This window comes from Streptomyces sp. NPDC002176 (assembly GCF_044903645.1).
Taxonomy (GTDB): Bacteria; Actinomycetota; Actinomycetes; order Streptomycetales; family Streptomycetaceae; genus Streptomyces.
The window spans coordinates 1-25122 of record NZ_JBJDQW010000001.1; the positions used below are offsets into that span (position 1 = coordinate 1).

17 protein-coding genes and 1 pseudogene are annotated in these 25122 nt (G+C 70.1%); 11 read left to right on the top strand and 7 right to left on the bottom strand.

The window, feature by feature from the left end:
- Positions 1–540: 540 nt before the first annotated feature.
- A complete protein-coding gene (locus tag ACI2LY_RS00005; RefSeq protein WP_404705063.1) occupies positions 541–708 on the bottom strand; it encodes a hypothetical protein in 168 nt (55 codons plus the stop codon).
- 116 nt (positions 709–824) lie between these two features.
- On the opposite strand from ACI2LY_RS00005, the gene ACI2LY_RS00010 reads away from it, so the two are divergent.
- Positions 825–2015 (top strand): hypothetical protein, encoded by a 1191-nt coding sequence (locus ACI2LY_RS00010; protein ID WP_404705064.1) that lies wholly within the window; start codon positions 825–827, stop codon positions 2013–2015.
- Between the two features lie 1119 nt (positions 2016–3134).
- Here ACI2LY_RS00010 and ACI2LY_RS00015 read toward each other — a convergent pair.
- Entirely contained in the window at positions 3135–3281 is a 147-nt protein-coding gene (locus ACI2LY_RS00015; protein ID WP_182560441.1) for a hypothetical protein, read from the bottom strand.
- Between the two features lie 474 nt (positions 3282–3755).
- Here ACI2LY_RS00015 and ACI2LY_RS00020 point away from each other — a divergent pair, with 474 nt between their 5' ends.
- The 3 genes from ACI2LY_RS00020 (at position 3756) to ACI2LY_RS00030 (ending at position 7145) form a co-directional block, all read left to right on the top strand.
- The gene (locus ACI2LY_RS00020; protein WP_404705065.1) at positions 3756–4583 is read left to right on the top strand and encodes an SDR family oxidoreductase; all 828 of its coding nucleotides are present in this window, start codon (positions 3756–3758) and stop codon (positions 4581–4583) included.
- 370 nt (positions 4584–4953) lie between these two features.
- The gene (locus ACI2LY_RS00025; RefSeq protein WP_404705066.1) at positions 4954–6090 is read left to right on the top strand and encodes a hypothetical protein; all 1137 of its coding nucleotides are present in this window, start codon (positions 4954–4956) and stop codon (positions 6088–6090) included.
- Positions 6091–6494: 404 nt separating this feature from the next.
- Positions 6495–7145: a DUF3223 domain-containing protein gene (locus ACI2LY_RS00030; protein WP_404705067.1), complete on the top strand. Its 651-nt coding sequence runs from the start codon at positions 6495–6497 to the stop codon at positions 7143–7145.
- A gap of 53 nt (positions 7146–7198) precedes the next feature.
- Here the strand turns inward: ACI2LY_RS00030 and ACI2LY_RS00035 are convergent, their stop codons facing one another.
- Positions 7199–8431: a competence CoiA family protein gene (locus ACI2LY_RS00035; RefSeq protein WP_404705068.1), complete on the bottom strand. Its 1233-nt coding sequence runs from the start codon at positions 8429–8431 to the stop codon at positions 7199–7201.
- A 516-nt stretch (positions 8432–8947) separates the two neighbouring features.
- Positions 8948–11389: a Helicase associated domain protein gene (locus tag ACI2LY_RS00040; RefSeq protein ID WP_404705069.1), complete on the bottom strand. Its 2442-nt coding sequence runs from the start codon at positions 11387–11389 to the stop codon at positions 8948–8950.
- Between the two features lie 184 nt (positions 11390–11573).
- On the opposite strand from ACI2LY_RS00040, the gene tap reads away from it, so the two are divergent.
- On the top strand, positions 11574–13865 hold the full coding sequence (tap, locus tag ACI2LY_RS00045) for a telomere-associated protein Tap (RefSeq protein WP_404705070.1): 2292 nt from the start codon (positions 11574–11576) through the stop codon (positions 13863–13865).
- A gap of 13 nt (positions 13866–13878) precedes the next feature.
- Entirely contained in the window at positions 13879–14436 is a 558-nt protein-coding gene (gene tpg / locus ACI2LY_RS00050; RefSeq protein ID WP_404705071.1) for a telomere-protecting terminal protein Tpg, read from the top strand.
- Between the two features lie 299 nt (positions 14437–14735).
- Here tpg and ACI2LY_RS00055 read toward each other — a convergent pair.
- The 3 genes and pseudogenes from ACI2LY_RS00055 to ACI2LY_RS00065 form a co-directional block, all read right to left on the bottom strand.
- Positions 14736–15668: pseudogene (locus ACI2LY_RS00055) on the bottom strand (IS481 family transposase); the annotation flags it as partial.
- A gap of 120 nt (positions 15669–15788) precedes the next feature.
- The gene (locus tag ACI2LY_RS00060) at positions 15789–17045 is read right to left on the bottom strand and encodes a hypothetical protein (protein WP_404705072.1); all 1257 of its coding nucleotides are present in this window, start codon (positions 17043–17045) and stop codon (positions 15789–15791) included.
- A 90-nt stretch (positions 17046–17135) separates the two neighbouring features.
- Positions 17136–19559: a Helicase associated domain protein gene (locus ACI2LY_RS00065; protein WP_404705073.1), complete on the bottom strand. Its 2424-nt coding sequence runs from the start codon at positions 19557–19559 to the stop codon at positions 17136–17138.
- Positions 19560–19756: 197 nt separating this feature from the next.
- Here ACI2LY_RS00065 and ACI2LY_RS00070 point away from each other — a divergent pair, with 197 nt between their 5' ends.
- The 5 genes from ACI2LY_RS00070 (at position 19757) to ACI2LY_RS00090 (ending at position 24986) form a co-directional block, all read left to right on the top strand.
- On the top strand, positions 19757–20719 hold the full coding sequence (locus ACI2LY_RS00070) for a TniQ family protein (protein WP_404705074.1): 963 nt from the start codon (positions 19757–19759) through the stop codon (positions 20717–20719).
- Between the two features lie 73 nt (positions 20720–20792).
- Positions 20793–21500: a hypothetical protein gene (locus ACI2LY_RS00075; RefSeq protein ID WP_404705075.1), complete on the top strand. Its 708-nt coding sequence runs from the start codon at positions 20793–20795 to the stop codon at positions 21498–21500.
- Complete coding sequence (locus ACI2LY_RS00080) at positions 21497–22933, top strand: hypothetical protein (RefSeq protein WP_404705076.1); 1437 nt, start codon at positions 21497–21499, stop codon at positions 22931–22933. Before ACI2LY_RS00075 ends, ACI2LY_RS00080 begins: the two co-directional genes overlap by 4 nt.
- Before the next feature lie 110 nt (positions 22934–23043).
- Positions 23044–23913 (top strand): Mu transposase C-terminal domain-containing protein, encoded by an 870-nt coding sequence (locus ACI2LY_RS00085; protein ID WP_404706434.1) that lies wholly within the window; start codon positions 23044–23046, stop codon positions 23911–23913.
- Entirely contained in the window at positions 23910–24986 is a 1077-nt protein-coding gene (locus ACI2LY_RS00090) for an ATP-binding protein (RefSeq protein WP_404705077.1), read from the top strand. Before ACI2LY_RS00085 ends, ACI2LY_RS00090 begins: the two co-directional genes overlap by 4 nt.
- Positions 24987–25122 lie beyond the last annotated feature (136 nt).

Below are 25122 nucleotides of genomic sequence, written 5' to 3' on the forward strand. Positions count from 1 at the left end.
CCCGCGAAGCGGGTAAGAGCCTGCTGCGCAGGCTCCAAGGGAACTCCCGCGCTGCGCTTGGGAGTTCGGAGTGGTGCCCCGCGCTGCGCGCGGGTGATGGAATGGAGTGGGACTCCGCGCGTTGCGCGGAGTTGGCTCTGTGCTGCGCTCCGAGCCATGTTTCCTTCCCCGCGGATTTTTGTTGGATCCGCAGGTTGGGGTGATGGTCTCCCGGCTCTCCGCTTACGCTTTGAGCCGGCGGCTCCTTCGTCGCTGCGCTCCTGGAAGGAGCCTTGAGGGTCCGTCCGCTGCGCTCCCGGACCTGGCCCGCATGCGCGGGCGGCTGGCTACAAGGGTGTGCCTGGGGCGGTCGACTGCTTGTTGCCTTCGCCTCGGAACTTTGGGTGAATCCGTGGTTTGGGTGTGTGCCCCCTTGAGGGGGCGATTGGGGCGGCCGAGTCTGTGGTGTGTCGGAGTGTGAGCACGGTGAGTAACTCAACCTCTGTGCGGCCGCACCCGCCTGACATCACCTCAGGGGGGTGCCAGGCGGGTTGGGGGGTGTCAATCGTGCTGCCACCAGGTCACTGCGTGGCCGACCAGAAGGGCCCCGAGGTGACGGACGGCTCCGGCGAGGAGCGCTGCGGAGACGAGGCGCCGCCACGAGGCGGGGGCGGGCGCACCGTGGTCGTGGGGCGGGGTGGTGGAGGGCCTGCGGTTCTTCTTCGGCATCGCGGGGTGTCCTTCGTTCGGGCCGGCTTCAGCGGCGTCGGCTGTGGTGCTGGGACCAGTGAGCCAGAGTCGCGAGAGGGCAGAAAATTACGCTTCTCGGGGTTGTAATGGTGGGCATGGCACGAGGGGCGCCGAGTCCGGCTGATCTGCAGGTGGTGCGTGAACTTGCCGCGCGGGAGGTGGTGGTGACGCCGAGCCAGCTGGAGAGCTGGCGGCGGGTGGGCTTGTTGCCGCGTCATCGGCGGCGGGGGCTGGGGCGCGGCCGGGGGTCGGTGGTGGACGCGGTCGATCCGCTGGTGGTGGAGAGCGCGGCGGCGCTGGCCCGGCATCTTCGGCAGGGGCGTGACCGGCGGCTGGCCGTGCTGGAGTGGTTCGCCGAGGCCGGCACGCCGCCGGCGACGCCGGGGGCGTGCCGGGTGCCGGAGCCGCCGGTGGCCGCCGTACGCGAGGCCCTGGTGTGGGCGCTGCAACGCTCGGCGTCGCAGCGGCTGGTGGAGTTCGCGCGCAGCGCGGCCGGGGCCGGCGAGGAAGGACAGGACGCGCTGTACGAGGCCGCCGGCCGGCTCATGGGGCCGTACCGCGGGCGGGCAAACCCCGCGCTGGTGCGTGCGGCGCTCGAAGCCGGCGGAGACGTGCCGGTCGAGGCCGGGGGGCCGGATGGCAGGAGCATGGTGCACGTGGCCGCCGCGATCGGCCTGGGCGCGCAGGAGGTCGGGGCGGACGCGCTGGCCGAGGCGTTCGCCGCCTTCGGCATGTTCGGGCTGACGGCCGAGGACTGGGCGCAGATGCTGGGTGCCGCAGAGCGCGGCGAGGGGCCCGAGGTGGACTGGGGACTGCTCCAGCAGAACGCGGACATCGTGGCCCAGGTGCAGCGGGCGAGTGACGAGGAGCTGCTGCGCGCACGAGAGATGCTGGTCGGGATGCGTATGTTCTACGCGCTGTACGTGCTGCACGGGCTGCTCCTGCCGGATACCCCCGCGCAGGCCGCGCTGCGGGAGCGGATCGACGAGTGGGGCATGTTCCCGTTCCTGGACCACGTCATTGCCATCGACCCCTCCCCCATGCGGTTCGCCGAGTCCCTGGCGGTCTTCCTTGAGCGGCTCTTCGACGGGCTGTACCAGATCCTCATGGACCAGTTCGCCGAGAACCCGGACATCTTCAGCATCCCCGGCGACGAGAGGGGAGCCGTCGGCTTCGGGGAGAGGTGGATGCGCTCCATGGAGGAGCTGCCCAACGGTCGCCGGCAGGCGGCGAACGGCGGCGCAGACCACGACCCTGGTGAAGGGGCGTGGGTGCAGGCTGGATGACCTGACCTTGCCGCAGCCTCGGTGATGGCGGCTGCGTGCCTTCTCGTGGATGGGTGCAGCAAGACTGGTGATGCGGGCGGGTGGTTCCTCCCGCTGGGGAGGGTCCGCAGCGCGGCGGCCAGCTTCGGGTGCAGGGCGCCGCGCCGGGCGCCGGGGAGGAGACCACGAGGTGCTGCCGTGATCACCTGCGTGGCCACCGCCGCTTGTACGTGAAGTCAGCTGGCGTCGGCTTCAGAGTGGTGGCGCTGTGCTCGGGTACCGGCGACTGGACGGCCGTTCGAGCGCTGGGCGTTGCCCGGGCGGGCTGCCTCCCCCATCCCTGCCGGTGCGTTCGTCCTCCGTCTGTCACCGTGCCGGTGACGCGCTGCGACTTGTGTACCGCCGCTCCACTCTAGGGCAACAGGTGTTGCGCGTCTGTGCAGGTCAGAGGGGGTGTGACACATTTTCGGGCAGCACGAGATTGTGGGAACCAGTGGCCGTTGCTGCCGCGGAAAACGACTCGGGAGGCGTTTTCGGGTCCGCCGACACATGGTACCGATGGGCGCTCAGGAGCGTGGTTCGTACGACGGGGGGCGCTTCCCCACCAGTCAGACAAGGGCAGTTGACGGTCATCTCATGGAGGTGCTTAGCGCGCCTGCGACAGGCATCCCGTCGAGGCGGGTGTCCCCATGGCTTGCGGTACCCGTCCCGCGACCCGCCTGCGTCTGAGCAGGCGATACGTCGAACACCACCGGCTGCAGCGAAGTGGCCGGCAGCGCGCGCAATGGTTGCGGGACGACGGCTGTCGTAAAGCTGTCTGCCTAATGATGATTGCCCGGCAATGATTTCGCGGCGGCAGGCGCGCGGCAAATCGCCGACTCATGCTGATTTGGATTGCCGAGTCAACATGCAGCCGGATCGGTTTTGCATCATCGGGTAAATCAATGACTGCGGGCCGCAAAGTCAAAGAGTCAGCTTTGGTCGCCAATTCGTTTTGGAGACGTGCTAACGTATCGGTTAGCAGTCCACACATGGGTGTGGGCCTCGCACCCTGGAATCCGTCGAGGCCCACGATGGCACGACGTGGACTGAGGGCCCCTCCCGTTGCCGCGGGATGGGCCCTCCCCACTTCTCCGCAGCTCAGTCCGTCAGTTCGTCCACCACGCGCAGCGCGTAGTAGACGACCCGCAGGACAGTGGCCACGGGCCGCATGCGGGCGATGGCCCGCCGGATGCGGCGAAGCAGCTTGGTCCTCGCCGGCCTGCCCTGGGGAGCAGGCTCGGACATGCGTCATACCTCCCTTCTGGTATCCGGACCGCCAATCGGCGGTGATCCGTCAGGGAAGGATCACATTACCGCAGTCCCGCAGTCGAGTTGTTCACTCGGCGACCTCGCGGGCGGTCTCGCTCCAACAATCCTTGGTAATTTTCCAGGGACCCCGGGCCGTGGGGCGCCTATTAGAGGTCCTCATTTTCTAGAGAGTTATCTATAGAGTTGCTGGTCAGCGGGTCGGGGCAATCGACGGTCCCGGGGTGACCCGGGAGCCGTCCGCGATGGCGGGTGACGTGGGTCACAGTCTTTCCGGTGCTGCTGCGGAGCGGTCCGGTCCGCGCGGACGCGGTGCTCCGAAGGGCGCCAGCGCTCCGACGCGGGTTGCTCCTGATCGCAGGTCCACAGTCGGCATTCTCGCGTCTCGTCTCCCGCTCGCCCCTGTGTGGTGCCGTGTCCGACACCGGCCGGGGCGGTCTACCGTGTCGTGCCATGACGGTCTTGGTCATCGGCGGAAGCGGCTTCCTGGGCGCCGAGTTGATCCGGCAGGCCGTCATGGCCGGGCACGCAACGGCCGCGACCTACGCGACCAGGCCCGGCACCGCTCCCCACGCCGCCTGGTACCCACTCGACCTGCGGGATCCCGGACGCGTGGACGCCGTCATGGCCGAAGTCGGCGCGGGTCTCGTCATCAACGCATCGAGCGGCAACGCCGACTGGGCGGTGACCGCGCAGGGGCCCGTCCGGCTGGCGATGGCGGCGGCGAAGTACGGAAGCCGCCTGGTCCACGTGTCCAGCGACGCGGTGTTCTCCGGCGCCCGAGTCCACTACGACGAGTCGTGCCTGCCTGACCCCGTCACTCCGTACGGGGCGGCGAAGGCGGCAGCGGAGACTGGGGTCCTCCTCGTGCATCCGCAGGCCGTCGTCGCCCGCACGTCGCTGATCATCGGCGACGGCGGTTCCGTCCATGAGCGCCTCGTGCACGAACTGGCCGCCGGCACCCGCGACGGCGTCCTGTTCACCGACGACATCCGCTGCCCCGTCCACGTCGCCGACCTGGCCGCCACCCTTCTGGAACTGGCGTACGGCGACGCGGCTGGCGTCCACCATCTCGCTGGGCCCGACCCCGTGAGCCGTCATGAACTCGGCGTCCTCATCGCCGGGCGTGACGGCCTGGACGCCTCCCGGCTGCCCGCGGGCTTGCGGGCCCACAGCACACTCCCCGGCGCCCTCGACGTACGCCTCGACAGCCGCGCCACTCAGCGGAAACTCCGCACCACACTGCGCGGCGCCCAGCAGTTCTGCACCACAACAACCTGACCGCCCAGCCTGACACCGTTGTGGGCCGTCCGGGGCGCAGGTGGAGGTAGCCGGGCAAGGTGGCCGCGTGGACAGGGGATCCGCCAGGCCTCGGCCTGCGCGCCGGTGAGCTGCGGCCCGAGTTGGGCGTAGGAGGAGCGGTCCGCGGCTGACTCTGCCGGCCGTGGCTGAGATGCCCGTCGAGGGGCGCGACGAGACACCCGCCACGTGCCAGATGTTTTCTCCCGACGCCCGGCGTAGCCGGGTTGAGCACGGCGCAGCGCTGAGCCTGTATCCGCGCTACGCCTGGAGGGACGGCACGTACGCCCTCTGGTGGCCGTGCGGGCTGCGGTCGACGATGTCTGGAAGGAATCACAGACGGGGGTGGAGCGTGGAGCTCGGGGCGTTCTTCAGCAGCGGTGACGGTTGGGCCGAGTCGTGGGTGCTCGACGTCGGGCTGATGGAGTCGCTGCGGTTCGGGCCTCCGGACGGTCACACCGACCTCGACGTGGCGATCGCGCTGACCCGGCTGCTGTACAACGACTTCGTCTCCTACGGGACCGACGGCCGGGACAGGCGCCTGAACAACGACACCGTGCCTGTCGTCATCAAGGCCCACCGCGCCGTGATCGAGCGTCTCGCTCTCAAGCCGCCGGTGTGGCCGTTCCGGGCGTTCGACGGCCCGCGCGGTTTCGGTTCGTACTGGCGCGACCACGATATGAGCGGCAGCTGGAAAGCCCGCCGGGACTGCGTGGAGGAGATCCTCGGCCCAACCAGGGACGCGCTGGAGGAACTGCAGGAGCTGGAGTACGAGAGCCGGTTCCGTAACGGTCCGGCGGGCAGCTTCAAGAACCTGATCTTCGCCGCCGACGGTGAGAAGCCCGAGATGGTGCTGCGGGACGCGGTGAACAACGACGTGGAGATCGTCCGCAACGCGCACACGTGCCTGGTGTTCACCGATCCGCTGCCGCCGCAGGGCCTTACCTGGCGGCAGATGGTCGCCTGGTGGAAGAAGAACCACCAGCCGGACACCGATGAGAAGACCGCCGCGAGCGGTCTGTATCGGCGTCTGTACCGGTCGCTGGACTCCGTGCCCGAGCAGCTGGTGATGCGCACGTACTGCGCCCGCTACGCCGAGGACGGCGGCTTCGACCTGCCCGCGCTGATCCCGCAGGTCTACCTCCACTACGACCCCTACACCCGCCGCAGCGGCAAGCAGTCCGGCGCGCTGCCCCGCCAGCGCATGGACTTCCTGCTCCTGGCCCCGGACCGCGCCCGCATCGTCATCGAGGTCGACGGCGTCCAGCACTACGGCCGCCCCAACCCGCCCGACGACAAGGGGCGGATCACGCACACCGCCGTGCCGCGACTGTACGCGGAGATGGTCGCCGATGACCGCCGACTGCGGCTGGCCGGATACGAGATCTACCGCTTCGGCGGCTGGGAACTCACCCAGCCCCACGCCGAACAGCTGGTGCAGGACTTCTTCTCCGAACTCCTCGCCCGGCACCAGAAACCGGCCCTGTAGATCGGTGTCGTCTCGCTGTGGGTGTCAGGGCACCAGGCGCGGCAGACAATCGAGGGCGTGGCGGACTGCGGTGCGGGCGGCGGCGGTGGGAAGCGAGTGTGCGCGCCCGGTACAACCGACGGACGACACCTGCCGCGCACTGGCACAGGCGGGAGGCGCGCGGCGCTGCTCAGCGGCGCGCCGCGCACATCCCGTGGGGACCGTTTGCGAGGTGTCCGCACCTGTCCCCGGCGGAGGGCAGATCTGCAGGCCGGTACACGGGGGTAGCGGCGCCGCAGCCCGACTTCCAGGGATGTATCCGGCAACTCGGCAGAAACGCTGGATTATCTTAGGGATACTCGTGCACGAGCCCCCGCTCTCAGCGGGCGCCTCGCAACGGCTATCGGTGGCACAGGAGTTGAGACATGCCGGAATTCCGGATCGGTCATCGCCGGTACCCCACGAAGCAGGCGGCCGGGGACGCCGTCCGTTCGGTGCTCTACGGGTACGACGTGGGAAGCACGGTGGACCGGCCGGCAGATCACCTGCTCCTGCTGGACCTTCTCGACCTGCACGAAGAAGCCCCGGACAAGATCGGTTCGGGTGTGGACTCCTTCGTCATCGCCCCGCCCTTGCGTGGCCCCCATCCCGGCTTCGCGGTCGTCCGCACGGACGGCACCCGCATCGACTTCTCCTACCTGGCGTGCCTGAAGCCGCCCACCTACCGCCAACAGGTCTCCAGCGCGATGCGTGCCGAGGTCGAGGACCAGGTGAACGCCTACTTCACCTCCCGAGTGGTGGCGGGCTCTCTCGTGTCGGACCAGTCCGGCGCACCGCTCGACTACGGCGACACCCACGTCAGCTACTTCCGCGGACCGACCTTCGCCGAGATCGCCGCCACCTTCGCCGCGACGGTCGGCGGCTGGGGCGCGATCGAGCTGAACTCCTCCGCAGACCAGGGCATCGGCACGTTCACCGACCGCGCCCTCGCCGAGCGGTGGCGCAGCCACCACGCTGAACACGCCGTGCTCGGCCTGCTGTCGTCGCAGGAGAACTTGCGCCGGCCGCGCGCATGACGGCCGCACCCGTCCCGGCCGTCCGGCTGCGCCGGACCGGGCATCGCACCTGTCTACGCGTCCCTGGAGAGGCAGAGGTTCGTGATCCGGGCTCGTGGCGACATCACTCCGGCCAGCTGACGGGCTTCCTGCTCATCACGCACCACCATGTGCTGGAACTCCAGCTGCGGGGAGAGGCAGACGAGTTCGGGGCAGGGACGCACGATCCCGTACAGGGCGCGCAGCCGCCCCGTCGTGAAGAGGGGGATGCCGTATGCGAAGCTCTCGGACACCTGCGGCCTCTCGGGGATCTCCACCCGTACCTCTTCGTCGTGCCAGGCCCGTTCGGCGACCGCAGCGAACAGCTCGGCAAGCTGCCGTGGTTGCACGTCCTGCCACCACGCCCGCGCCACCTCCACCGCCCGACCGGCCAGTTCCTGTAGCTTCGCGGCCTCCTGCTCGCGCTGCCGGCGCCATGCCTGCTCCACGCGCCGCTGCTCCTGTGCCTGGGCGCGGCGGGTCTCTTCGTCTTCGGGAGCCGGCATGAGCTGACTCTGGCGGCGCCGCTGGAGTTGCTGCCTGCGCTGGTGCTCTTGCTGCTGGCGTGCGGCGCGGCGGTCCGCGGCCTCCTGGCGGGCTCTGCCGGCCCGTTCGGCCTGCACCTGGCGTCTGCGGTCGTGCCCGTGCTGCGCGCGCTCGGACTGGGCGGAGGTCCACCACAGGCGGCGCTGCACGTAGTGGCCGAGGCCGCAGCCGCGTGGTACGGACGTGTAGTGCGGCAGGCTAGCGACGGGGGTGACGCTGCCGGACAGCACCCATCTCACGAACCGCCCCAGCTCCTGCGGCTTGAACTCCCACATCCCGGCGGCGGCGTCGAATCCTCCCAGCCCGTCGACCACTCTCCAACGCTGCCCGTGCTGGTCGGGGGCGCTGACCTGTACGGCCGGGACCACGTCGATCCACGGGGGTGCCTGGGGGCCCGGGGACACCCAGCACACGCCGATGTCCTCGGCTGTGTAGCGGGCGGTGCGGGCCAGGATGTCCCGGTCGGTGATCGGTGAGAGCTGCGCTTCCCAGGCGATGCGCCTGCTGCCGTCGGGGGAGGACGCCATCACGTCCGCGCGCCATGCACCGTCACCTCCAGCCACCTCAAGGGCGGCGTGCCATCCGGCGCTGCGGACCGCCGAGGCCAGCTCGAGCTTGAGCATGTGGTGTCCCCACGATTCGCCGCCCAGTTCGCAGGTGCCGTCGCGGCCGGGGTCGTGGCAGAAGAACCGCACCCCTTGCGGGGAGTGCTTGGCATGCACGGCCCACCCGCACCCGGGGCAGGCCAGGGGAACGCGGGGCCGCACTTTGTAAACCTGGGCCCAGCCCATCGCGCACCCGAGATCAGGCTGGGTGGCATCCAGTCGGCCGGCATCAGGGTGCAGCGCGGTGAACGGCACGGCTCGTGACCCCCAGGAATCTGGCACTCAGCGCGGTGAAACTGACGCAACAGCAGATAGCACGCGCCGCTGACACACCGCCCTGAACTGCAGATGGACCAGTGGGGCATGTTCCCGGTCCTGGAGCACGTCATCTCTCTGAGTCCCTCCCCCAGGACCTTCGCCGAGAGCCTGGCCTTCCGCCCCGGTCCCGGTGCGCAGGACGCAGGGAGGGCCGGCTCCGCGATCTCCTCGCGCTCGGCAAACTCGGCCAAGCCGCCCACGGGGGACCGGGCAACAAAGCACACAGTCGGTTCCAGGGCCCCTCAGCGTGCGGGTGTTGGACCGGCGCGCATACGCGGCCCGGGGGGGCACTCCCCCATACCCTGAGCTGGGCGTTCAGGCCAGGACGGCAGGGACGGCGTCCTCGGTGCTCCAGTCGCCGTCGAAGAGTGCGGCGATCAGGCGGGCGTGGTCGCCGGGGAGCTGGCCGGAGCGGTGCTTGGTGCGGGCTTTGGCGAGCCAGGAGCCGAGGTTGACGGTTTCGCCGTCGACGCGGATGGGTTCGCGGGAGGTGGGGGCGCGGCCTTCGCGGTGGAGGAAGAGTTCCAGGAGCTGGACGGTCTCTTCAAAGGTGCGGCGCGTACGGCGGGCCGGGCTGAGAGGGCTGGTTTTGGGGGTAAGGCCGACGGCGGTCATCAACTGCTGCTGGTCCGGGGCCAGGGACGGCCAGGAGGACAGCTGGCGGTGCAGCCAGGATCCGATCTTCACGCCGGCCAGGAGGGTGTCGCGGGTGAGGGCGGCCGGGTCGGCGCCGGAGGCGAGATGGGCGCGGAGCAGGTGGTATTTGCGGTGCCAGTCCGGGCCGTGAGGAAGGCGCCAGTCGCAGGCGAGGGCGGTGAGGGCGTCGGCGCGGGCGGGGGCGAGGGTGTTCTTGGTGGCGTGGTGGCGTTGTTCGGCGAGCCAGGCGCCGACGGGGGTGGTGGCGGGGGCGGCGAGGTGGCCGTGGGTGTGCAGGTAGTCGGCGGCTGCGGTGAGGCGGGAGCGCCAGGCGGCTTCGTGCTTGTCCCAGATCATGCCCAGCGCGTCGAGTTCGGCGATCCAGTCGGCTTCGAGGCGGCCGGCTTTTGCGGCGTCGCGCATGGTGGTGATGAAGGTGCCGAGCTTGTAGCCGGTGGGGTCCACGTGGTCGGCAGGGACGTCGAGGTGGCCGTACTGGTCGCGGTAGGAGCGGGCGGCCGCGAGCCCGAGGCGGCGGGAGCGGGAGACGGCCGGGTCGCGGGGGTCGAAGGAGACCAGGTCCATCGCCTGGGCGATGCGTTCGGGGTGGACGGTGAAGTCGAAGTGCCAACGGCGGGCGATGACGTCGCTGGTCTCCTTGGGCAGGCGGTTGGCCTTGTCGGGGAGGCGTTCGAGGATGCGGTGGTCGTGGCTGGCCAGCGCGCAGGCGATGGCCCACACCGGCTCGTACGCGGTGCCGAGGATGTTCTCGGCATCGGCGCCGGGCGGGATGTAGACGGGGACGATGAGGCTGGCGGTCTTGCCGGAGACGTCCAGGCGCAGGGCGCGGCCGAGGGCCTGGACGCAGCGGATGACGCTGCGGGTGGGGTCGGCGAAGACGATCGCGTCGACGCTGGGGATGTCGACGCCTTCAGCGATCAGACGCGAGTTGGCGAGGATCGCGACGTCGGCGGCGGCGAAGGCGGCGAAGATGTCGGCGCGTTGGGCGGGGGTGTGCTCACCGTGGGCGAAGAACAGCTGCGGGTCGACGCCGGGCACCAGGTCGGGGGCGGTCTTGGCCAGCAGGCGCAAGGTGTGGGGCAGCTCGCGGGCAAAGCGGCGGGCGTCGGAGACCAGGTTGAAGTAGACCAGCACCTTCTTCAGGCCGTGCTCGGTCATGGCGCGCAGCACGGACAGGTGCAGGGCGGTGGTGCGCAGCGCACCGTCGTCCTTTCCGTCCTGGCCGGTGGTGCCGCCGGGGGCGGTGGTGCCGGGGGCGGGCAGGTTCAGGCGGCGGCGCAGGTCGGTGTCGGTGAGGGTGGGCACCACGATGCGGTAGTCGGCAGCCCGCCCGTCGGCGACCGCGGTCGCGAGGGGGTATTCGACGACCTTCTTGCCGTACACCTGCTCGTTGTCCATGGAGTTGGCGAACGCGTCCGCCTCCTCGCCCTGCGGGCGCCTTCGGCGTGGGCGGGTGAGGTCGGCGGACTCCGCCAGCTCGGGCGCGGCGAAGATGCGGGGCGTGGCGGTCATGTAGAGGCGGCGGTCGGCGTGGATGCGCTGGGCGTCGTTGACGATCGCCCACTTCTTGTCGGCCCGGCCCGCGATCCGGTGCGCCTCGTCCATGATCGCCAACTCGAACGGCGGAACTGCGTACCCCGTCTTCTGGGTTTCCTCAATCTTGTTCAGGGAGTCGTAGGTGCAGATCAGCGTCAGAGCCGGGATCTGATCCTCTGCCTGCCCCACCACCGACATCAGCCCGCCCAGCGCGAGCGGGTCGGTGGTGGACATGACGCGGGCGGCCACCAGATCCTCACGGCCGGCCACATCCATCGATGACACGATCACCATGTGCTCGCCGTGGCCGTCACCGCGCCAGGCCAGGGCGGTCTGCGCCGCCAGGTCAAGGGTGGGCACGACGAACAGCACCAGCCGCGCGCCAAGTTGGTTCGCAACGCGGATGGACACCAGCGTCTTCCCGGTCCCCGTCGCGGACACGAACAGGCCCCGCGTCCCGGGGCGGCGCAGGTGCCGTACGAGCCGGTTCACCGCGTCCGCCTGGTCGGTAAAGAGCCGGGACCGCTCGGGGCGGCCGGGGCGCGGCAGTTCCACCACAGTCATGACAGCTCTTCCTGATCCTGAAGCGGACGGGACCTTGGGCGGGGCCGGGCCCGGGAAGGGCGGCGCGCCCATGGACGAGGGCTTTCCCGGACCTTACCACCCGTACGCACGCCGTACGTGAAAAGTACGTTGTCAGTACGCGATAGATGCGTTTCATGGATAGGATGAGCAACGGAGGTGTCCCATGTCCGAGTTGTTCGACGCCGTGGACGCGCTGGTCGCGTCCCGCTCCCCCCTGCCGCCGCCAACGGAGCGCAGGCGGCTGCGCCAGGCTCACGCGCTCACCCTGGACGAGGTGGCCGCCGCGCTGAAGGTGCGGCGGGCGACCGTCGGCGCGTGGGAGTCGGGCCGGACCGAGCCCAGGCCGCCGGAGCGGGAGGCGTACGCCCGCCTGCTGGAGCAGCTCGCAACGCTCTACCCCGCCTCTGAGAACGCCGGTGCCGAGCAGGAAGACACCGCGGTGCTGCGGCCGTTCACCGCCCGGGCGCCCGCAGCCCCCGCCACGGCGCCGACGCCGCCGACGCCCCTGATGGACCCGCCGGCGGCGTCGGCGGGCGGCGCTCCGGACGCCACGGCCGGGGCCGAGACCGGCGGGGAGTCTGCCTCCGCTCCCCCGGCTGCGGTCCGGGCACCGGCGACCGCGCCGCGCCCGCGCGCCGAGGCCGAGCGGGAATCGCAGACCTCGCGCCGTCCGGGGGCGGCGAAGACCGCCCCGGCAAACGCGCCCGCGCCGAGCGGCGTGTACGCCCACGGGCCGCTGCTCGTCCTCGACGCGGACGCCGACCGGAAGGTGACCGGCTACGGCGTCGGCGGTCTGATCCTGGACGTGCCCGCGAAGTCCCTGCCCGCGCTGGTGGAGTGGACGCTCACCGAGGCGCAGCTCGGGGCGGAGAGGCTGCATGGTTCGGGGAAGGACGCCGACCCGCTGCTGGTGCTCACCGAGGCGGCGTGCGAGCGCTACGGCCTGCCCGCCGCGCTGTCGCACGAGGAGCGGCTTGCCGGACGGCTCCCGGAGGGGCACAAGGCCATCAAGCAGCTTCAGCGCGCCGAGTGGAAGCTGACCAAGCGGGGGCTGGGACCCTGGGCGCGGATCTACCGCCCCGCACAGGGGGGCCGCCGACGGTGCGTACAGCTGTGCATCCCTTCGTGGCGTGCCCTCGACGCCCGCGCGTGGGGCCATGCCGCGCAATTGGAGCCCGCGGAGCTCACCCGGCTGCTGGGCGCGTACGCGCAGCGGGTGATGACCCCGGTCGGCTCCACCGCTGTGACGGGGCTGCAGCTGATGACCGCGCTCAACCCGCCGACCCGTGCGAGCGAGCCGGACGCCGACGGCCGCCGCCACTCCGAACACCGGCCCGGCTCGCTGGGCACCGAGCCGGTCGACCCGGCGCCGTGCGAGGCGACCGACGGGCACCCCGTCCTGGCCGACCTGCCCCGCTTCCACGTGCGCGGCCCCGGGGAGCGGCTGTTCGAGGAGGCCTACGACTGGGCGCGGGATCTTACCGACGCCGAGTGCATGAAGCGCTACCTGGTCGGCATCGACGTCAACCTCGCCTTCGGCGCGGCCGCCAACGGCGCCGTCGTCGGTCTGGCGTCGCCGCCGGTCCACGTCACCCGCCCGGCCTTCGATGCCGCGCTGCCCGGCTCGTGGCTGGTCGATCTCTCCCACGTCGACCTGAAGCGGGTGAAGGTTGGCAAGCAGTGGCGCGACCTCGACGGGAATCTGCTGCCGAGTCCATTCACGCCGAGCGGTCGGCGCCCGACGGGTCCGGCCTGGTATGCCACGCCCACCGTGGCCTATGCCGTGGAGCTCGGTTACGACGTCGTCCCGTTGGAGGCGTGGGTGCGCCGTGAGAGCGGCCGGTTCCTGGACGGCTGGTACAAGCGGCTGCGCGACGCCTACGTCACCACCATGAAGGATCTGGGTGTGGCGGAGAAGCTGTCCCCGCACCAGTTCCTGGAGGCGATGGACGGCTACAAGAGCCGTGATCCGGAGCTGGGCATCGTCGTGGACGCGGTCAAGATGACCGTCAAGGGCGGCATCGGCAAGCTGCAGGAGAAGGCACGTGGCGGCGGCTGGAAGCCGGGACAGCCCTGGCCCGCTCTCGCCCGGCCGACGTGGCGGCCCGACATCCGCGCCGCGGTCATCTCCCGGGCCCGGATCAACATGCACCGCAAGATGCTGCACTTGGCCGCGGCCACCGGCCAGTATCCGGTCGCGGTCCTCTCCGACTGCGCCGTGTACGCCGCCGACGGGCCCAGCCCGCTCGACGTCCTGCCCTACGACTCAGGCGGCAAGACCGTGCCCGGTAGCTTCCGGCTCGGCGTCTCCCCGGGCATGGTCAAGCACGAGGGCACCCAGAGCGTGCTGTGGGGCGCCGACGTCCTTGAGCAGCTCGCCGGTGACGGCCACGTCGCCAACCTCGCCCGCTACATCAAGACCGGCGAGGTCACCGCCAAGGACACCGGAGAATAAGGGGAATCGCGGCATGGTCACGGTCGGGGAAGGACTCGACAAAGCGGTGCAGGGCGCGTTCACCCGTCCCCTGCCCAAGTCCGCCGGAGCACAGATGCGCTACCTGGTCCGCCGACACCAGCGGAGCACGCGGCGGGTGGCCGAGCTGCTCGGCGTCAGCCAGCGCACCGTCGAGCGGTACGTGAACAACCAGATCAAAAACCCCCGCCCGGAGCTCGCCGACCGCCTCGAACGCGAGGTCCGCGCCCGCTGGCAGCCGCAGATCAAGGCCAAGGCCAAGCAGACCGCGGCCACCACCGGCGGCATCATGATCGATGTCCAGGGCCGCTTCGGCTACACCGCCGCACCCGGCAGCACCGACGACGCCCGCATCCGCCACCTCACCGTCGCCCTGCCCCCGCAGCACGCCGCCCACCTCTTCACAGCCCAGGAGGAAGGCGCCACCGAGGAACAGCTTCGCCAGATCGCCGCCGAGGCCCTGGGCGAGGTCTACTTCCGCGACAACGGCCACCGCGCCCACGGCCTCGAAGTCGAACTCACCGACCTGATCGACCTGGAATTCGAGCTGTAGGCCGAACCGGGCCCACTACAGACAGGAAGCAGGGAAGGGCATTGGAGGGGGCTGTGGCAGCAGGGGCGTTACGGACCGTGCCGCTGGCCGGGAGCTGACCGCGTCGCTGATCTACCGGGCCGCGGACCGCTACAGCTTGCCGTGCGCCGTTTGCCGCGGTGCTGGACGCTCCGCAACTCCCCCGCTCGGCTGGAGGGCGGCGGGGTACGGGCCGACGCAGACCTCGTGCTCAACAAGGCCGGAGATCTACGCGGCCGAGATCCACCAGCTGGCCGGGTACCGGCGGCTCGACTACGACAACTGTATTGACCCGCAGCGTTGTTCACGCGGCTGATCGGTGGGTGGCCGCCGAGCGCGGTGTGGCAGCGGTGGTGGTTGTAGGTGTGCAGGAAGTCTGCCAGGGCCGCGGTGCGTTCGGCGTTGCTGGTGTAGGGCCGCAGGGCCCATTCGTCGAGCAGGGTGCGGTTGAAGCGTTCGACCTTGCCGTTGGTCTGCGGCCGGTAGATGCGGGTGAGCTTGCCGGTCGCGCCGAGGTCGGCAAGCGCCTGCCGCCAGGCGAAGCTCTTGCGGTAGGGCCAGGCGTTGTCGGTCAGGACCCGCTCGATGCGGTCGATGCCGCAGGTGGCGAAGAAGGCGGCGCAGGTGACGGCCTTCTCATCGCCGTGGACCTCGCTGTAGGCGAGGCGGGTGTGGTCATCGACCGCGGAATGGACGTAGTCGAAACCTGTCCCGCTGCGGGTGGCCCTGCCTGCCTGGCGGCCCAGGACCTTGTGCCCGCCGCCGTCGGGGATACGGCCGAGCTTCTTCACGTCCACGTGGACCAGTTCGCCGGGCCGGGCTCGTTCGTAGCGTCGGATCACTTCTCCCGTGGACCGGTCCATGAACGCAAGACGGTTCAGTCCGTGACGGGCAAGGATCCGGTGCACGGTCGACGGTGCGAGGCCCAGGATCGGGCCGATGCGGGCCGGGCCCAGCTTGCGCTCCCGACGCAGCCGGCACACACGGGGGCCTCGGTGTCGGCCCGCGGTCCGGTGCGGCATTCTGCGCGGGCGGCTGGACCCGTCGAGCAGTCCCGTCTCTCCCTCGTCCCTCCAGCGGCGCACCCACTTGTGTGCCGTGGTCCGGGATATGCCCATCTCCGCGGCGACATGGGCGACGGGACGGCCAGCTCGGACACGCTCGACCAGGAGCCGCCTGCCGTGAACGGTCAGCCGGGCATTACGGTGGGACACGAAGACCTCCGTGCGGTGCAGTCCTAGACAGCTCCACCACACCGGAGGTCTTCGCCATGATCAAGCCCGGCGTGTGTCAACAACGCTCGTGATCAATACAGCTAGCCGCCTACCTGTCCGTCAGTCCTCCTGACACAGGAACATCACGGAAAGGACGCTCTCGGCGGTCATGAGGAGACACCGCGCCCGTCCCAGATCGCCCGCGGAAGCGTGCTTGATCGCCTGTGCGCGGGATGTCACCTCCTCTTGCGTTGCGATGAGGCTGTCCGCCAGGGAGAGGGTCAGCCTTGCTTCCTTCTTGCGGGACCGCATGATGAAGCGAATGCGGGCGGCTCGCGTGAGCCTGCCGTTGACGGAGCGCCATTCCTTCTCGGGTCGTCCGGACCCGGGAAGCCACTGTTCAACCTCCGTGTCAGGAGCAGCTGCCCGGATGGCCCGGTCGAGGGCCTCTACTGCGCAGGTGGCGACCATTTCAGCGGCGGCAGGCGGCGCTTGTTCCACTACATGCCATCCGCCTTCGAGCAGCTCTACGACTTTGACGTCCACGCTGTGCAGTGCCTGGCGCAGGTCCTCCAGTGCATCAAGCCGCCCTGCCTGCTGCGGTATGAGCAGGTCCGTCTCGATACGGTCAGTGACCTCCAGCTCGAGGTCTGCGTCGGCGTGGACGGCGGGAGAGCTCAGCGCGTCGACTCCGAGCAGTCCGTTCACGCCTCGGCCGCTGTGCAACGTGGTGTCGAGTTCTGGGAGGGTGGGAGGGTTTCCGAGACTGACCATGTAGTCGCGGTACAGCGACAGCGGGCGATTACTGATCCCTGACAACAGGTCGCGCCCGGCGTCGACCTGGGCCAGCCAGTCCGTCATGTAGACCTGGCGGCGGACGGTGGCTCCCAGGCTCCTGCGGATGTGGTCCGCCGCCACCGACGAGAGCGTCGTCGACCCGAGGGGAGAAGTCTTGAGGATCTGACTCATGATCCCCTCGACCTGGAGAGAGGTCCGCCATGCGGATGTCGTCCCGGTCCCTATGAGCGACTCGCTGAGTCTGGCGGTTGCCCCCAGGTACTGCAGGCGTTCCCGTCCAACCAGCTGGTCTATTGACCGCAGACCGGCCACGTAGGCCCCTGTCCCGGCGCTGAACCTGGTCTTCAAGGCGTCGGCGATGAGGTTGTCGGTACCAAGTACGTCCTGGTCCTTCAGGGCCTTCACGATCTGGAGAGCCGGCTGCCTCTGCAGGTCGCCGAGGATGCTCTCGTAGACACGAGTGGTGTCGATGCTCTTTCCGAGGGCCCCCGCGGCGGTGCTCTGGCCCTCGGCCCCCGCGTCTGGGGTCGTGGCGCTACTGCCGGATTCCTCGGCCTGTTCACCGTCGTCGTAGGCCATGCGGCGCTCCTCCCCAGGCTGCCCGGATGTTGATCTATATACGATACGCGTCCCCTCTGTGCGCCCTGCCCTTCGAGGCGGCGGCCGTCGTCAGTCTGCGGGGTGCAGATCGGGCGAGGCCCAGGAGGGGGCTGGCTCGGCCCACCACGCGTCTGCTTTCGCGGGGGCTGCGGCCGGGGGCACCGGTTCTTGGAGGGTTTGCTCCGGTCCGATGCCCAGGGCTGCCAGCGCGGTGGCCTGCTGTGCCGTCAGTTGCGCGGTTCCGCTGCAATGTTTGGCGATCCAGCGCCCGAGGAGGACCTCATCGCCGTGGAGGTTCTCCCGGTGCCCGGCGGGGACCTGGAGGTGGCCTACGCGCCGGTGGAACTGGCGGGCGGCCCTCAGCCCGCGGTGGAAGGCCCGCGTCCTGGGGTGTGAGGCCGGCAGGAGCAGCATGCTGTGGGGGTGAGCGTCGGGGTGCTGGGCTGCGAGGTCGCCCAGGAGCCGGAGCTGCTGGGGGTGCAGGCTGTGCTGGCGGTCGATCTGGCGGTCCAGCCAGGCGGCCGTGGTCTCGCCGGACACGGGCGTCGGCGTGTTGGTGCGGGTTGCGGCCTGGAGGCGGATGTGGGTGTATTCGTGCTGCCATTCGACGCCCCAGGGCGGGTTCCACCAGGGGTCGACGGCTTTGAGGGCTTCGCTGCGCACGGAGTGCATGCGGCCGCTGTCGGCAAGGGCTCGCTGGCGGTGGAGCCAGCGGAACATGGGGCCGTCGCTGGTGCTGGGTGCGCTGGTGACGGTGAGGGTGCCGTGGGTGTCGGCGAAGGCTACGGCCCGTGCGAGGCGGCTTTCGAAGCTGCGTGGCGGGTGGGGCCAGGAGATGTTCAGGGTTTCCAGGGCGAGAGCCCGGTCGGGGGCGAGGTCGCCTCGGGCGTAGAGGGAGCGCTGTTGTCCGATCCACAGGCCGAGGGGGTAGCCGAAGGGGTCTGTGTATTCGCTGGGGACGTCGAGGTGGTGGTGGTGCTCGTAGTAGCCGACTGCCGCATTCCAGCCGGTCGCCCATACGCGGGTGTCGACCTCATGGGCGCGCAGGCCGGTGAGCGGCGCAATCTCGGCGGCCCGCTCGGGGGCCGGGGGGAAGGAGCCCGGGGGCTTGTCGGCATCGGGGTTGGGGTCTCCGAAGCGGCGCCAGACTTTGGAGTCGTGCTCGCGCAGTCCGTTGAGGACCTGCCAGAGGATTCTGTAGGCGGACGATTCGAGGGCTTTCTCGGTGGTCTGTCGGCGCCCGACGTAGATGGGGATGACCAGGAGGGCTACCTTGCCGGCGCCCAGTGGCTGGCGCAGGGCGCGGCCGAGGGCCTGGATGATGTCGGAGGGGCTGCGCTTGGGGTCGGCGAACAGGACGGCGTCGGCGTCGGGTACGTCGACGCCCTCTCCGAGGACGCGGACGTTGGACAGCACGGCGCCGTCGACGGCTCCGGGGGTCCTGGCGCTGTCGGCGAGGAGGGGGATGCTCTCGAACTCGGCCAGGCGGCGGGCGCGGTGGCCTGCGGGCTGGCTGCTGTGGAGGGGGTAGGTCCACAGTTTGCGGATTCCGGTGCTGCGGGTGGTTGAGGCGACGGTGGCGGGAAGGGTCTTGCTGAACTGGTGGGCGTTGGCGATGCGGCTGTGGAAGGTGATGACGCGGCGTGTTCTGTGGGTTGCCATGGCGCGCAGGAGGCTGACCTGGAGGGCGGACAGGCGCAGTCCGTCGATGTGCTGGGTGGGGCCCTGCCTCTGGAGTGTTTTGCGGAGTTCCTCGTCGTTGATGACGGGGACGACGATGCGGTAGTCGGCGAGGATGCCGCGGTCGATGGCGTCGGCCAGCCCCAGACGGTAGACGACGGGTCCGTAGACGGTGGGGTCGTCCATGGAGACAAGAGTCTGGTGCGTCTTGCGCAGGCCGGTCTTGCCCTTGCGGCCCTTTGTGGAGTTGGGGAGCGACCAGGTGCGGGGAGTGGCGGTCATGTAGAGGCGGCGCCGGGCGGGAATGGCGGCGTCGTCGTGGACGGCAGCCCACCGCTTGTCGCCGCTGCCGCTGCTGCGGTGGGCCTCGTCGGCGACCACGATGGACCAGCGCGGCAGGCGGTGCTTCTTGTGGGCGAGCGCGAGCGCGGGCAGCAAGGCATAGGTAGCGAAGACGACGGCAGGTCCGCCGTATTGGGCGATGAGTTCAGCGATGCGGCGGGGAGCAGTCGTCAGAGGGAGGCGGACGGGTCCGGCCTGCGCGGGGGCGAGGGAGCACACGCCGAGCATGTTCTCGATCTTGCTGTGCCGGGCCCAGTGGGCGGCGGTCTGGCTGATCAGGTTCAGCGAGGGAACGATGACGAGAATATTGCCGTCGTTCGTGAAGTACTCGCCCACGCGCATGGCGGTGAGCGTCTTGCCGCTGCCGGTGGCGGAGACGATGGTGACGCGCGGCATGTGGGTGAGCCCGCGGACGGCAGCCTGGAACGCCTCACGCTGATGATCCCGCAGTTGGATGGCGGCGTGTGTCATGGAGCTGCGGGCCTTCGGTCGGGACGGGTCTGCCAGGCAGGGCACTGGGTTGTCGTGCAGGGCAGTGCCCGGGGCCACCCCCATCAACTTTGCGTCAGCTAAGTACTCTGTTCCAAGTTGTTGCGCTTCGTCGTTGCCGAGATCACATTCGGGTGCACAGGTGCGAAGGGTCGAAAGCGTGGGCTTGGAGGGGTTCGGTGCGAGAGCAGGTACGGGCTCTGCCTCTGCGGCCGCGCTTCCTGGCCGGGGAGTCGACGGGTTCCTACGTGACGCGGCTCGCCTCGCGCAACGGGCTGGCAGTGGGCCGGCTGCTGGACAGCGTCGGCAAGGGGCGGTCGGCTGCAGAGGTCGACCCGCGGTTCACGGAGCTGTATGTGAGCCGGGGGGCCCGGGCACGTCTGGCGGCGCTGACCGGCCGCCCCGTGGAGGAACTGGTCCGGGCGCTCCCCAGCCTCGGTGAAGTGCACCTGCTGCCCGACGGGAAGTCAGGGCAGCCGTCGTGGAGGTGGCGGTGGGAGACACACGGCGGGTACCTGGTGCGGGGGTGCGCGCTGTGCGCTGCCGCGCGGGATGCCAGCGGGCCCGTGTGGCTGATCAGTCCGGACACGTGGCACATATGCGTTCAGCACGGCCGCTTCATGGACGGCTCGCGCGACGACAGGGAGCCGTTCATCGACCTGTCCCGCGGGCCGCACGTGCTGGAGGCGGAGCGCCGGCGCGTGGAGATCGTCCGGTCCCTCGGGCCGGCCGGCCGGGCTCTGGTGGCGGACGCGTTCGGCGTCCTCGCGCACAGGACCGTCGGAGCGCCCCGGCTGGGCGCATCCCGCACGACACCGCTGGAACTGCTGCCGTCCGTAGTGAGGATCGCCGACGTGATGATCATCGCCGAGCGCCAGCGCCTGGCGGGGCGGCTGTCGCCCGAGGGGTCAGAGCAGTGGCTGCGGCAGGCGGCGTCCGAACTCGGGTACCGCGTCGGCCGGAGCCTGGCGGCCTGGAGCGCCCGGCACCCCCTCCTTGGAGCCCCGGTCCCCCGGCCTCGGCGCGGCACCCACCTTCCTCTGGCCGCCCCGCACGAGTGGGTCGGCACCATGCAGTCGGTCGACAAGCTGACCTGCGTGCCCTGGCACGTACTGGCTGACGTGGAGCGCCCCTATGGATGACCGTGAAGTGGTCGCGTCGGCCCGCTGCTCGGGGAGCGCGCGGGCGGCTTCTGGTGGAAGGCGGTAGCCGTAGATGAAGGTACAGGTGCGCTACCGCGATGCGCGGGGTGCCGAGAGGACGCAGCCCGCCGACGTGCTGCGCGGGGTGCCGGTCGAGGAACATCCCGCGCTGTCGGTGCCGCGTGCCTTCCGGGGACGGCGCTCGATTCTGACCCACTGGTGGTCCGCCACCACCGGACAGAGGGTGGTGTGCAGTACCGAGGCCCACATGCACGCCGCCATGCTGCTCGACTTCGACCCCTCCGTAGTGTTCTTCGGCGCCCCTTGCCTGGAGGTGTGCTGGGAGCGTGGTCCGCAGAGCGGCGCCGTACGCCCGGCATTCCTCGCCCGCACCGCTCACGGCGCGCGCCTGGCTCTGCTGCATCCCCGGGCTGCGGGGGCCCGGGGCGGGCATGAGGAGGAAGCCATGGCTGCGGCGGCCTCGGGAGCCGGCTGGACTCTGCGCCCCCTGCCGAGCACGACCGGGGTGCTGAAGGCGTCCCTGCTGCGGGCGGCGAGCTATCGCAACCCGGGATTCGCCGATCCCGACGTCCGGCCTCGGCTGCTGGATGCCTTCACTCGCCCACGGCCCCTGGCCTCGGGTGCGGCAGCCGTCGGCGGCCTGGCTGCGCTGTCCTGTGCCTGGCATCTGCTGTGGACGGGGGAGCTCACCTGGGACCACCGTCTGCCTCTGACCCCTGCCTCGCCCGTATGGACTCCTTCTAAGGACCACCTCGCATGACCGCCACTGCCGCTTCCCCTTCCCCGCACACCGGGCATGCTCTGCGGCCCGGCCGCCGGCTGCGCTGGAAGGGGTCCGACTACACCGTCGCCGCGGTCCAGGGGACCGTCGCACACCTGGTCTGTGAGCGCGAGGACGGCGAGGATGCCTGTGCGCTCGTATCCGCCGTCGTCCAAGCCGATGACTTTGCCCTGCTCGACGAGGCCGGCACACCGCTGCCAGGTCCAGCCGTCCCTGATGTGAGCGGGCTGGACCTGCTGGGGGAAGCCGACCGCCAGCGGCTCCGGGACTGGGAGCGCCACCTCGTCGAGGTCCGCGACGGTGTGCCGCCAGACGCCGCGCCCGGTACAGAGCCGCGGCCGGGCTACGACCCCGCCAAGTCCACGTTGAAGCAGCGGTTCGCGGCCAAGTCGGCCGAGCTGAAGGTCCTCGGTTGGAAGAGCTCCTCGGCCGGGACCGTCGCGCGCCGCTACAGCGCCTACAGGTCCGAGGGCGTCGCCGGGCTGATGCGCGAGGTCCTGCCGGGCTCCCCGTGGGGGCGCACCGACGAGCGTGTAGTGCGGCTGCTCCTAGCCGAAGTCCAGGCCAGCACCGAGGAGTCGGACGGCTACGGCAGCCGCCTGCTGGAACGCTTGCGGGCCGCGATCCTGCTGCGCTATCCGGACGAGTACGACCGGCTGGACATATCCGATGCCACGTTCTACCGGCTTCTGGAACGGCTAGGGATCTCTACGCGCTCGTTGCGCAGGCCGACACAGAAGCGGATCGACGAGGCGAGCTTGCCAGGAGCGCCCTATACGCCCACAGCGGCGGGCATGCTGGGCGAGCAGGTGCAGATCGACTCCACGGGACTGGACATCATCGCCATAGGTGACGACGGCAGACCGGTGCAGCTCGAGTTGACCGCCGCGATCGACGTCGCCAGCCGCACGATCATCGGTGCGCTGATCGTGCCCAAGAGCGCGGGCCGCGGCCCGCGGGGCAGGAGGCTCGGCGGGCGGGCCACGAAGTCCTTCGACGCGGTGCTCATGCTTGCTCAGGCTTTGGCCCCGATGCCGGCCAGGCCCGGCTGGTCGCCGCTGGCCCTCGCCGAGAACTCCGAGATGCCCTATGCCGACCTGGTGGCCTGCGACCCGCGCATGGTGGGCGCAGCCGCCCGGCCCGTAATCCGGCCCAGGATGGTGGTCGTTGACCACGGGAAGATCTTCAAGAGCGAGCACTTCAACGACGTGTGCACCACGCTGGGCATCGGGTGCGTAGCGCCCGTGAACGCACGCCGACGGACAAGGCCATCGTGGAAAGCCTGTTCAGCGCCATCAAGAAGCTGTTCTGCCAGTATGTGGCCGGCTATACCGGGTCTGACCTCGCCCGGCGGGGCAAGAACATTCACGAGGGCCCGCTGTGGAGCATCAACGAGCTGCAAGACCTCCTAGACGAATGGATTGCCCTGCACTGGCAGCAGCGCCCCCACGACGGGTTGCGCAACCCGTTCCTGCCCGGCATGAAAATCAGCCCGAACCGCATGTACGCCACGCTGGTCGCCATGGAAGGCCACGTGCCGCTCCCTCTGGGCGTGCACGAGAACCGCAAGTTGCTTCCGTACACGCGGTTGAAGGTCACCCGCAAGGGCGTGAAGATCAACAATCGCACCTATAACAGCCGGGAGCTGCAGCAGTACCACAACCGGCACTCCGGGATTCGCGGGCAGGGCATGAAGTGGCTGGTCCGCTACAACCCCTACGCCCCCAGGTTCGTGTGGCTCTACGACCACACCAAGGGCGCCTGGGTGGAGGCCGAGTTCGTTCACCAGCGGCTGATCGGCGACGCATGGACCCAGTACCTGTGGGAGCGGGCCGAAGCCGCGCACGTCGAGCTGGGCGGCAGCAAGAACGACGAGCGCGCCATCACCCGTGCTGTGGCAGCGCTGCGTGAACACGCGCGCCGCGGCCCCCAGCCATCCGCGCCTCGTGCACCGGACTTGTTCACCGGGCCGAAGCTCTCTCTGCACGAGCCCCGGACGGACCGCTACGCAGGCATACGCGCCCCTGTCCCAGGCATGGTCCGGCGGGCGCCGTCCCTAAATGTCCCCGCAGGGGACCTCTTCCCCCGCCCGTCCTCCCCCGCCACCGAGGCACCGACAGCCGTGCCGCCGCAGGGCATGCAGCAGGCCATGCCAGCCGACACTCCCTCCGCGGCGCGGGACGGGTCTGAGGAGAGGCCCCTTGCTGCGGCAGCGCCCCCGCAACGTGCGGCGCCCGCCGTGGGGGCAGCGCGTCAGACGCCTCCCCGCAGCATCACCGGCCCGGCTTCCGGACTGTTCGCGCAGTTCACGGGCGCCGCCCCAAGACCCGCCGTGCCCGATACCGAAGCAGCCCCCTCCCCCGCCGCTCGTCCCAGCAAGGAAACGCGATGATCCGCGACGCCCTGATCAACCCGGTGCCGGACGTCCTCGCCGATGCCCGCACCAGTCCTCTCACCGCCGACCTGCTGAACACCAGGGAGGGGTGGAACGACTTCGTCCACCGCATCGTCCTCCCGCCTGACCTGCAGGACTGCGCGCCAGCTGGGATCGCCGTCACGGACAACGACCCTCGCATGCGATACCACGGCGAGATGCTGCCCGTTCTGACGCCCGCCCTGCGCCGCGGTCTGCTGGACGCGCGCAGGATCCTGCGCACCAACCGCTTTCGCAGCGTCGGCCGCAGCATGGACATAGTCATTGACGGCGAACGCGGCGCCGGCAAGACACTCCTGCTGTGTCAGATCGGCCGCGGCTACCAGGGCATGATCGAGAGCGACTCCGGCACCAGCCCCAACCGCGTCCCGGTCGTTTACATCAACGTGCCCCCGGACCGGGACAGCAACATGCACTGGTCGCTGCCCTTCGCCGAGTTCCTCGGCCTGCAGTACATGCGCAACCCCGCCAAGGGCGACTACCGCACCCTGGACATGACCCTGCCCGTCACCCACGTCATGAAGCACGCAGGCACCCAGCTCGTCCTCGTCGACGGCATCGACCGGCTCAGCGACAGCGAGGCCCGCACCGCGCTGTCCTACTTCGAAAGCCTGCAGGACCACACCCGGGTCACCTTCATCTACTGCGGCACCGGAGCACGCGACGCCATCCACGCCGCCCGCTACACCGGACGCCGCTCCAAACTCCCCCACCAGGGAAGAAAGTTCGACAGCGACATGCCCGTCCTGTGGGTCAGCACCATCGACTACTCCCCCGACGCGCCCGAGGAATGGGAGAACGTCGTCCAAGCCTTCGAAGACGACCTTCGGCTGCACAAGCACGCCAAGGGAACCCTCTTGGGGTTGGCCCCGTACCTCCACAGGCGCACCGGCGGCTACATCGAGACCCTTAACCACCTGGTCTGCCAGGCAGCCCAGGAAGCCATCGAACGGGGCACCGAAGCCATCACCCAGGACCTCCTCGACGACATCCACACCGGTCGCGGCGACCTCGGCGAAGCCACCGCGTAGGCGCCACCCCGGCAACGGCCGTCGAGACCCGCGGAGCCCGGCTGCGCGGGCCGCTTAGTAAGCAACTCCCTGGACAAGGCTTTCTCGGCTGGCACAACATCACGAGTACGACGAAGGCAGCCAGTCGGGCCCGTCA